Raw genomic sequence first — 8962 nt, forward strand, 5'->3', positions numbered from 1 at the left:
TCGGGAATTTAAGCCTTTGGAGTATTATATCAAATGTAAGTAGCTATGAATTTATTTATAGCAAAAACAGATACGTTGAAAAAGGAATGAAACATAAAATTTTATAATTTTTTATAGATTTTTATAAGTTTTCAGTAACGGTTCTTGAGTATGCAGATATTTTCTATCAAAAGAGGTTTATTTTAGAAAAAGAAAGTCGAATTTATAATTTGATAGGTGAATAAGATATATTAATTTGCGTATTATGATATTTAAAAACAGGGGGGACTTTTATGTATAATTCAAAAGAAGAGCTTTTAAATTTGACATTGGAATTAGTAAAAGAAAAGACAATTTCATCTACTTCAGATGAAAAATATGGTATAGAATTAGTCAGTAAAAAGCTTATGGAGATAGATTATTTCAAAAAAAATCCAAACAACATATATATCGGAGACGTAGAGGATGATTTAGGAAGGACGTTCTTATGTGCTCTATATAAATCTAAAAAAAAGACAGATAAAACTGTTATTCTGATAGGTCATATAGATACAGCAGATATAGAAAATGCCGGAAATTTTAAAGACTTTATATTAAAGCCGTATGAATATACTAGAGTTCTAGAAGAAAATATAGAACTACTAGACGAGGAGTCAAGGGACGATTTATTATCTCAAAAGTATCTCTTTGGAAGAGGTATAATGGATATGAAAATGGGTGTTGCGATGGAGATTGCCACTTTGGAATATTATTCAGAGAGAGACGATTTTGAGGGAAATTTACTTATGGTAACAGTACCTGATGAGGAATCGAATTCTAAGGGGCTTATAAAAGCACTTCCACTTTTAAATAAAATCATAGAAAAGGAAAATTTAAAACCTGTAGCTGTATTAAACGCAGAGCCAGATTTTGGAAATTATCCAGGAGACGACGGTAAATACATATACACTGGAAGCTGTGGTAAACTGCTTTTAGGAGTTTATTCAACTGGAGTAGAGGTGCATGTAGGTGAAAGCATGTGTGGACTTAATACGAATTTAATATCTTCACAAATTATCCAAAACCTAGAATTAAACGTGGATTTATGTGAAAAGGTAGAAAATGAGTACACTATGCCGCCGACTTGCCTAAAATATGAGGACAGCAAAAAAGTCTACAACGTTCAGATGCCACAATCATCTATTATGTATTATAATTTGCAGGTATTTGAAAAAAGACCTTTTGAAATAGTAAATGAGATAAAATCGCTTTGTCAAAAATCAGCCGAAAACACTATAAATCTAGTAAATCAATCTAGAAAAAAATACGAAGATCTTGGAAATAAAATAAAGATAGACCAAAATTTAAATATAAACGTATTTACATTTGATGAAATATACGAAAAGGCTTATAAAAAATACGGAGAAAAATTTGAACTCGATTTAAAAGAAAATATAAAAATATGGATAAAGGATAAATCTCTAGACGAAAGAGATGTATGCAGTAAGATAGTAGATTTTGTCAGTAAGTATATAAAAGAAAAAGATCCGATGATAGTTATTTTCTTCGCTCCACCTTATTACCCTAGCGTAGGTGCAAAGGAAGATGACGAAAATTACTGTCTAGTAAAGAAAATAGTCGAAAATGTTCAAAGTTTTGCAAAAAAAGAACTAGATGAAGAGATAAATACGCAGAGATATTTTAAAGGTCTATCTGATTTGAGCTATTTTAGCTTGAGGGATTCAGAAGAGGTAATCAAGTACTTGAAGCCTAATATGCCTTCTCTTGGCTATAATTACGATATTCCATTTGACGAAATCAAAAAATTAAATCTGCCTGTATTCAGCTTTGGTGCACATGGAAAGGATCCACATAAATGGACAGAAAGAATACTAGTAGATTACTCATTTGAGAAAGTGCCTGTGATTTTTAGAAATTTAATAGAAAATATTGTGCATATTTTGTAACAAAGTTAAATTAAAAAATTTTTATATTGAAAAGAAATTATAATAAACAAGAATAAAGAAAAACAAAGTAAAATAAAATAAATTAGTTAAATTTGACTATTTTACTTTGTTTTTTTATTTATTTTTCAAAAAAACAAATGTTTTTTAAAATACATAGATAAATGGTAAAAATCGTATGAAATTGTAAGAAGGTTGAAAATATGATAAAATAAAGTCAAAATGAGATAATTATATATTAAAAAGTCTAATTTTTAGGTTTGGAGTGATTTTATGGAATATATTATGGGGAAAAAATTGCTAGATATGCCTGTCAATATGAAGATTGTTAAAATGCTATCAGCTATAAATGAGAGCAAAGGACAGCAAATTATCTATAAAAAGCAGCCAAAAGAGGTTTTAGAAAAATTGACAGAAGAAGCACTATTAAATTTTACTATTGACTCATGTGAAAATGTTTTTTTGGAACAAGACGATTTTAGAAAAATATTTTCAGGAGAGCTAAAACCAAAAACTAGGGAAGAGGTAAGTGTAGTAGAATTTAGAGATATTTTAAAAACAGTAAATAATGCTTATGAAGATATGAGAATAAGTTCACAGACAATACTTGAACTTCATGGATATTTGCATCGTTTTTCTTTAGTAAGAGGGGGAAAATATAGAACTGAGGAAAATGATTTTTTACAAACTGACTTTTTTAGAGAAGAGACATTTAACAACCATGGGATATTGATTAGAAAAAATATTGAAGACAGATTAGACAAATACATAGATGATTTATGCACAGAATACAATAAGTTAATTATGGAAAATGAAATAGATAATTTGATAATTATAGCTTCATTTATTTTGGATTTTATACTGATATCGCCTTTTCCAGAAAACAATATAAAGATGGCTAAATTGCTTACAGTACTTCTACTAAATAAAAATGGATATGAAGTAGGAAAATACGTTAGCTTAGGAAAACTTTACGATGAAAAGACACAAATATATTTTAAAGGTTTATTCACTAGAAAAAACGATAAAGACAAGTTCTACTACAATGTAAATAAATGGTTGGAGTATTTCTTGAAATTTGTATTAGAGGGATACGAAACTTTAGGTGAAGAACTTAATTTAAATGTAATTAAAAAGGAGACTAAGACTAAGAGAATAGAAAAAATAGTAAATTCGACATTAGGTTATTTTACAAAAGACGACATAAGACTCCAATGCCCAGACATACCAGAGCCTACAATAAACCGAGTTTTCAACAACTTGAGAAAAAGCGGTAAGATTGAAGTTGTGGCAAAGGGAAGAAGTGCTAAATGGAGGAGAGTATAGGTTTTCACTATAAAAAAAAATTAATATTTAAAAATAGTTAAAAAATTATTGCAAATTCTAAATATTTGTATTATTATCTATAGTATCAACAGAAATTGGTAAATATAGTATATATTGTTGAATATATAATCATAATTTTAATTAAATTAAAAAATAACTAGGAGGAATGGGAAGATGAATTTAAGAAATAGACAATTTAATATAATTACAATAGAAAAATTAAATCATCATCACCATCATAGCTCTTAGGGATTGTAATATGAAGAAAGTTTTTCATAGATGCAAGCCCTATTTGTGTTAGCTTAAAGGCTTGAGTCTATGATGGTAGAGAAATCACTAAACCATGTAGGTAAAAGCCTACATGGTTTTTTATTTATCAAAATAAATTAGACAGAAAGGTATACAGGTGATTAAATGAAATTTTTAAGAATTCAAGACGAATTAAATTTTGAAAAGAAAAGATATGAACTTACAAAAGAAATAGAGTCATCTTTTGTAGATGCTGGTTTTATACAAATTAAACCGGATATATTTGAAGAATACGATGAAATAACAAAGGTAGATAAAAATATATCTACAAAATCAATGGTAAAGGTTATAAGTAATAAAGTAATGGTTTTAAGACCAGATATAACAATAAGCCTTATGAAGAATTTAATTCCTAGATGGGAAGACGACTTAAGCTTAAAATTATTTTATCATTCAACAGTTTATAAAAACAAAAAAGACAACGATGGAATTATACAATGCAGACAATTTGGATGTGAATATTTAGGAGAGCCATCAATAGAAGCGGATAGAGAAGTTGTAAACCTAGCATTTAATATATTTAGAAAATTTACAGATAAATTTTTACTTGAAATAGGTAGTGGAAATTATATAGATGGATTTGTAGAAGAATTAAATATAAGTGAAGAAAAGGAAAGAGAATTTAAAAAGTTATTATACAGAAAAAATAAACCTGAATTAGAAGTATTTGCAAATAGCTTAGATATAAGACCGGAATTAAAAGAAGTAATGTTAAATCTTTTAACTATTAGAGGTACTTTAGAAGAAGTAACAGAAAAAGCAAAGAAATACTTCACAAATGATAGAATGAAAAAAGGTATACAACAGCTTAACACAATAAGTACTTTAATATCAAAGGAAGACCTAGATAAATACACATTATTTGATTTATCAATGGTATCAAAATTAGATTACTACGATGGAATAATGATGAAGGGATATTTTGGAAATTTATATAAAGAAATACTAAGCGGTGGTAGATACGATCAGATGACAGAATCTTTTGGAAGAAGAGTTCCTGCAATAGGATTTACAATTTACTTTGATGCATTAATGGAAGCTATTAACAGATAGGAGAGGGAAATATGGACAATTTAACAATAGCAATAGCAAAGGGAAGAATAGAAAAAGACATCTATAGAAGACTTCAGGTCTTAAATATGGAGAAATGGATAGATAGGGATTCTAGAAAATTAATATTTACAGATGAAGAAAACCATATAACATATATTCACGTTAAACCTAGTGACGTCGTGACATACGTTGAAAAGGGAGTTGCAGATTTAGGTATAGTTGGAAAGGATACAATACTTGAAAATGAAAATGAAAGTGAAGTATACGAATTATACGATCTAGGCTTTGGAAAATGTAAATTCTCTGTAGCTGGTATGAAGGGCAAAAAAGAAAAATATCTTACATCTGAAAATCTAAAGGTAGCTACTAAATACCCAGTTATAGCAAAACAATTTTTTAAAGCTAGAGGCCAAAAGATAGATATTATAAAATTAAATGGTTCAGTAGAATTAGGACCAATAGTAGGCTTATCAGATGTAATAGTCGACTTAGTAGAAACAGGAAACACAATAAAGGCAAATGGACTAGAAGTCTATGAAGACTTATTCGATATAAGCGCTAGAATAATTGCAAATAGAGTTAGCTATAAATTCAATTACGACAAAATTCAAAAAATAATAGATTTATTCGATTCAACAGTTAAAAGTACAGATTATAAATAAGATTTAAATTAAAAGATGAGGAGCGATAATTATGAATAGAGAAAAAGAAAGTATAAGAAGTTTAGAACCATATGTTACAAACCCAACAGTATGTTCAGTTAAATTAGATGCAAATGAAGGAAACAGCGAGCTTTACCTAGATTTATTAAAAAATCTTGCAAATAGTGATATAACATTAAATTACTATCCAGATGATTCATATACAGATTTAAAAAAGGCAATAAATGCTTATGTAGGATATGAGCCTAAAAACATAACAGTAGGAAATGGATCAAGTGAATTACTAGATTTATGTATAAAGACTTTTGTAGATAAAGATGAAACAATTTTAAGCTTAGACCCAACATTTAGTATGTATTCAATTTACGCTCAAGTATTCAGTGCAAAATACATAGGGGCAAAGGCAGAAGATGATTTCGTATTAAATGTAGATAGCATAATAGAAGAAATCAAAGAAAGCGATCCAAAATTAGTTATACTATGCAATCCAAATAACCCAACAGGAACACTTCTTACAAAAGATGAAGTTAGAAAAATAGTAAAAAGCACAGATGCTCTTATAGCTTTAGACGAAGCTTATATGGAATTTTCAGATGAATCTCTAATAGATGAAGTTATGGAATACGACAACTTATTAATAGTAAAAACTTTATCAAAGGCATTTTCACTAGCAGGAATAAGAGCAGGATATATAGTTGCAAATGAAGGCTTAATAACTTCAATAGAAAAGGTCAGAGCACCATACAATCTAAACTCATTATCAGCATATATAGCTACTAAGGCCTTAGAACAAAAAGAAAGAATGTACGACTATATAAAAGACGTAAAGGAACAAAGAGAAGTAATTTACAACGCTTTAGTTGATTTAAATGTAAAAACATATAAATCAGGTGCAAACTTTGTTTTCTTCAAAAGCGATATAGAAGACTTACAAAAGAAATTAGTTGAAAAAGACGTTCTTATAAGAAAATTCAGTGGAAAATTAGACGGATATTACAGAATATCAATTGGAACAAAGGAACAAAATCAAAAATTCTTAGAAGCATTTAAAAGCATTATGTAATAAAAGATTTAGGAGAAAAATATGAGAAGTTATAAAGTAGAGAGAAACACACTAGAAACTCAAATTTTAGTAGAGATAAATTTAGATGGAACAGGAAAAGCCGATATAGATACTGGAGTTGGATTTTTCGACCATATGCTTACACTTATGGCATTTCATGGGAAATTTGACATGAAGGTAAAGTGTAATGGAGATACTTATGTAGATGATCATCATACGATTGAAGATATAGGAATAGCATTAGGGGAATGTGTAAAACAAGCTTTAGGAGATAAACGCGGAATAAGAAGATACTCTACAGTATTTATTCCAATGGATGAAGCTTTAGCTAGAACTAGTATAGATGTAAGCAACAGACCGTTTTTAGTTTTCAATGCTGATTTTACAGATGAGAGAGTCGGAAATATGACTACTCAAATGGTAAAGGAATTTTTCAGAGCATTCGTAAACGAGTCTAGAGTTACACTACATATCAATTTATTGTATGGTGAAAATGATCATCACAAAATAGAAGCAATATTTAAATCTTTTGCGAGAGCATTAAAAGAAGGAATAGAAATAATTTCAGATGAAGTTGCTTCATCAAAGGGGGTTTTATAATGAATAATATTATAGTAGATTACGGTTTAGGAAATTTAGGATCTGTAATCAGAGGATTTAATCGTGCAGGTATAGAAACAAAATTATCTAAAGATTTAAATGAAATAAAAAATGCAGATTCACTAATACTTCCAGGAGTTGGAGCTTTTGGAGATGCTATGAAGAAATTAAGAGAATTAGAATTAGTTGAACCTATTAGAGAATATGCTAAAACTGGTAAATTCATGATAGGTATATGCCTAGGAATGCAAATAATGTATGAACAAGGTACAGAATACGGAACTCACGAAGGACTTGGACTAATAGAAGGTTCTGTAGACTTTTTAGATATAGATTTAAAGGTTCCTCACATGGGATGGAACAACTTAAAATTTGAAAAAGCTGACGATCCAATATTAAAATACATAAAAGAAGACGATTACGTTTACTATGTTCACTCATACTATGCAAACTCTTCAAATGAAGAACTAGTAGCTTATTCAGAATACGGCAAGAAAATACCAGGACTTGTTAGAAAAGGAAACGTATATGGATTACAATTCCACCCAGAAAAAAGTGGACAAGTCGGAGCAGATATATTAAAAGCATATAAGGAGTTGATTTATTAAGATGATAATTTTTCCAGCAATAGATATAAAAGACAATAAATGTGTTAGACTTACTCAAGGAGATTTCGATAAAGTAAATGTATATGGAGAAGATCCATCATTAATGGCTAAAAAATGGGCTTCATATGGAGCTGAATTTATACATGTAGTAAATTTAAATGGCTCAAGAGATGAAGTCGGAATAAATGATGCTACTCTAGCAAAGGTAGCAAAGGCAGTCGATGTTCCAATACAAGTAGGTGGAGGAATAAGAGACGAAAATAGAGTTAAAGAGCTTTTAGATTTAGGAATAAACAGAGTTATAGTTGGAACTATGGCTATAGAAAATAAAGCATTACTAAAAGAATTAATAGATAAATACGGAGCTAGTAAAATAGTAGTTTCAATCGATGCTAAAAATGGAAAAGTAGCAACTCATGGATGGGAACAAGTAAGCGACATAGATTCAGTGGATTTATGTAAAGAGCTTGAACAAATAGGAGTTAAAACTATAGTCTACACAGATATATCAAAAGACGGTATGCTTTCAGGGCCAAACTTCGATATATACGAAGAATTATCTAAGAAGACTTCACTAGATATAATAGCATCAGGTGGAGTAACTTCAATAGACGATATAAAAAGATTACTAGATATGAACATGTACGGTGCAATAATAGGTAAGGCACTTTATGATAACAGAATAGATCTTAAGGAGGTACTAGATTTATGTTAACTAAGAGAATAATACCATGCCTAGATGTTAGAAACGGAAGAGTTGTAAAAGGTAAAAAATTTAAAGATATACAAGATGTAGATGATCCAGCTACTTTAGGAAAATTCTACAGTGAAAGTGGAGCTGACGAATTAGTTTTCTACGATATAACAGCATCTAATGAAGAGAGAAAAACTTCACTAGAATTCGTAAGCAAGGTTGCTGAACAAATAAACATACCATTTAGTGTCGGTGGTGGAGTAAGCAGCATAGACGACTTTACAAATATACTTAACCAAGGTGCTGACAAGGTTTCAGTTAACTCATCAGCAGTTAGAAATCCAGAGCTTATAAGAGAAGCTTCAGAAAAATTCGGAGCACAATGTGTAGTATTATCAATGGATGCTAAGAAAAACGACGAAGGTTCTTGGAGTGTATATGTAAAAGGTGGAAGAGAAAAAACTGACCTAGATGCAATAGAATGGGCTATAAAGGGTGTAGAGCTAGGCGCAGGAGAAATAGTTGTAAACAGTATAGATGAAGACGGTATGAAAAACGGATACGATATAGAATTATTATCTAAAATAACAGCTGCTGTAAATGTGCCAGTTATAGCATCAGGTGGTGCAGGAGAAATGGATCACTTTGTACAAGCAGCTAAAGAAGCAAATGCAGACGGAATACTTGCAGCTTCAGTTTTCCACTTTGGCGAAATAAAAATAAAC

9 protein-coding genes are annotated in these 8962 nt (G+C 29.7%); all 9 read left to right on the forward strand.

Annotated features, from left to right (window positions below; all coding sequences use genetic code 11):
* Positions 1 to 272: 272 nt before the first annotated feature.
* Positions 273 to 1925, forward strand: a complete 1653-nt coding sequence (locus SPD90_RS13985; RefSeq protein WP_320925633.1) for a M20/M25/M40 family metallo-hydrolase — start codon at positions 273 to 275, stop codon at positions 1923 to 1925.
* A gap of 270 nt (positions 1926 to 2195) precedes the next feature.
* Positions 2196 to 3248 (forward strand): Fic family protein, encoded by a 1053-nt coding sequence (locus SPD90_RS13990; protein ID WP_320624547.1) that lies wholly within the window; start codon positions 2196 to 2198, stop codon positions 3246 to 3248.
* A gap of 414 nt (positions 3249 to 3662) precedes the next feature.
* A complete protein-coding gene (locus SPD90_RS13995; RefSeq protein WP_320624546.1) occupies positions 3663 to 4610 on the forward strand; it encodes an ATP phosphoribosyltransferase regulatory subunit in 948 nt (315 codons plus the stop codon).
* A gap of 11 nt (positions 4611 to 4621) precedes the next feature.
* Positions 4622 to 5272, forward strand: coding sequence for an ATP phosphoribosyltransferase (hisG, locus tag SPD90_RS14000; RefSeq protein ID WP_320624545.1), 651 nt, complete (start codon positions 4622 to 4624; stop codon positions 5270 to 5272).
* A gap of 31 nt (positions 5273 to 5303) precedes the next feature.
* Positions 5304 to 6335 carry a histidinol-phosphate transaminase gene (hisC, locus tag SPD90_RS14005; protein ID WP_320624544.1) on the forward strand — a complete coding sequence of 344 codons (1032 nt, stop codon included), beginning with the start codon at positions 5304 to 5306 and terminating at the stop codon, positions 6333 to 6335.
* 21 nt (positions 6336 to 6356) lie between these two features.
* On the forward strand, positions 6357 to 6935 hold the full coding sequence (hisB, locus tag SPD90_RS14010) for an imidazoleglycerol-phosphate dehydratase HisB (RefSeq protein WP_320624543.1): 579 nt from the start codon (positions 6357 to 6359) through the stop codon (positions 6933 to 6935).
* Complete coding sequence (gene hisH, locus SPD90_RS14015; protein WP_320925634.1) at positions 6935 to 7543, forward strand: imidazole glycerol phosphate synthase subunit HisH; 609 nt, start codon at positions 6935 to 6937, stop codon at positions 7541 to 7543. Before hisB ends, hisH begins: the two co-directional genes overlap by 1 nt.
* A gap of 1 nt (position 7544) precedes the next feature.
* Positions 7545 to 8258: a 1-(5-phosphoribosyl)-5-[(5-phosphoribosylamino)methylideneamino]imidazole-4-carboxamide isomerase gene (gene hisA / locus SPD90_RS14020; RefSeq protein ID WP_320925635.1), complete on the forward strand. Its 714-nt coding sequence runs from the start codon at positions 7545 to 7547 to the stop codon at positions 8256 to 8258.
* A partial coding sequence (gene hisF / locus SPD90_RS14025; RefSeq protein ID WP_320925636.1) for an imidazole glycerol phosphate synthase subunit HisF occupies positions 8252 to 8962 on the forward strand: 711 nt, incomplete at its 3' end. The genes hisA and hisF, both read left to right, overlap by 7 nt.

The organism is Intestinibacter sp., from assembly GCF_034113885.1.
Classification (GTDB): domain Bacteria; phylum Bacillota; class Clostridia; order Peptostreptococcales; family Peptostreptococcaceae; genus Intestinibacter.

Excerpts from the sequence above, each read along its gene's own strand:
- SPD90_RS13990 (WP_320624547.1), top strand. The coding sequence starts at position 2,196 with ATGGAATATATTATGGGGAAAAAATTGCTAGATATGCCTGTCAATATG.
- hisB (WP_320624543.1), top strand. The coding sequence starts at position 6,357 with ATGAGAAGTTATAAAGTAGAGAGAAACACACTAGAAACTCAAATTTTA.
- hisG (WP_320624545.1), top strand. The coding sequence starts at position 4,622 with ATGGACAATTTAACAATAGCAATAGCAAAGGGAAGAATAGAAAAAGAC.
- hisA (WP_320925635.1), top strand. The coding sequence starts at position 7,545 with ATGATAATTTTTCCAGCAATAGATATAAAAGACAATAAATGTGTTAGA.
- SPD90_RS13995 (WP_320624546.1), top strand. The coding sequence starts at position 3,663 with ATGAAATTTTTAAGAATTCAAGACGAATTAAATTTTGAAAAGAAAAGA.
- hisC (WP_320624544.1), top strand. The coding sequence starts at position 5,304 with ATGAATAGAGAAAAAGAAAGTATAAGAAGTTTAGAACCATATGTTACA.
- hisH (WP_320925634.1), top strand. The coding sequence starts at position 6,935 with ATGAATAATATTATAGTAGATTACGGTTTAGGAAATTTAGGATCTGTA.
- SPD90_RS13985 (WP_320925633.1), top strand. The coding sequence starts at position 273 with ATGTATAATTCAAAAGAAGAGCTTTTAAATTTGACATTGGAATTAGTA.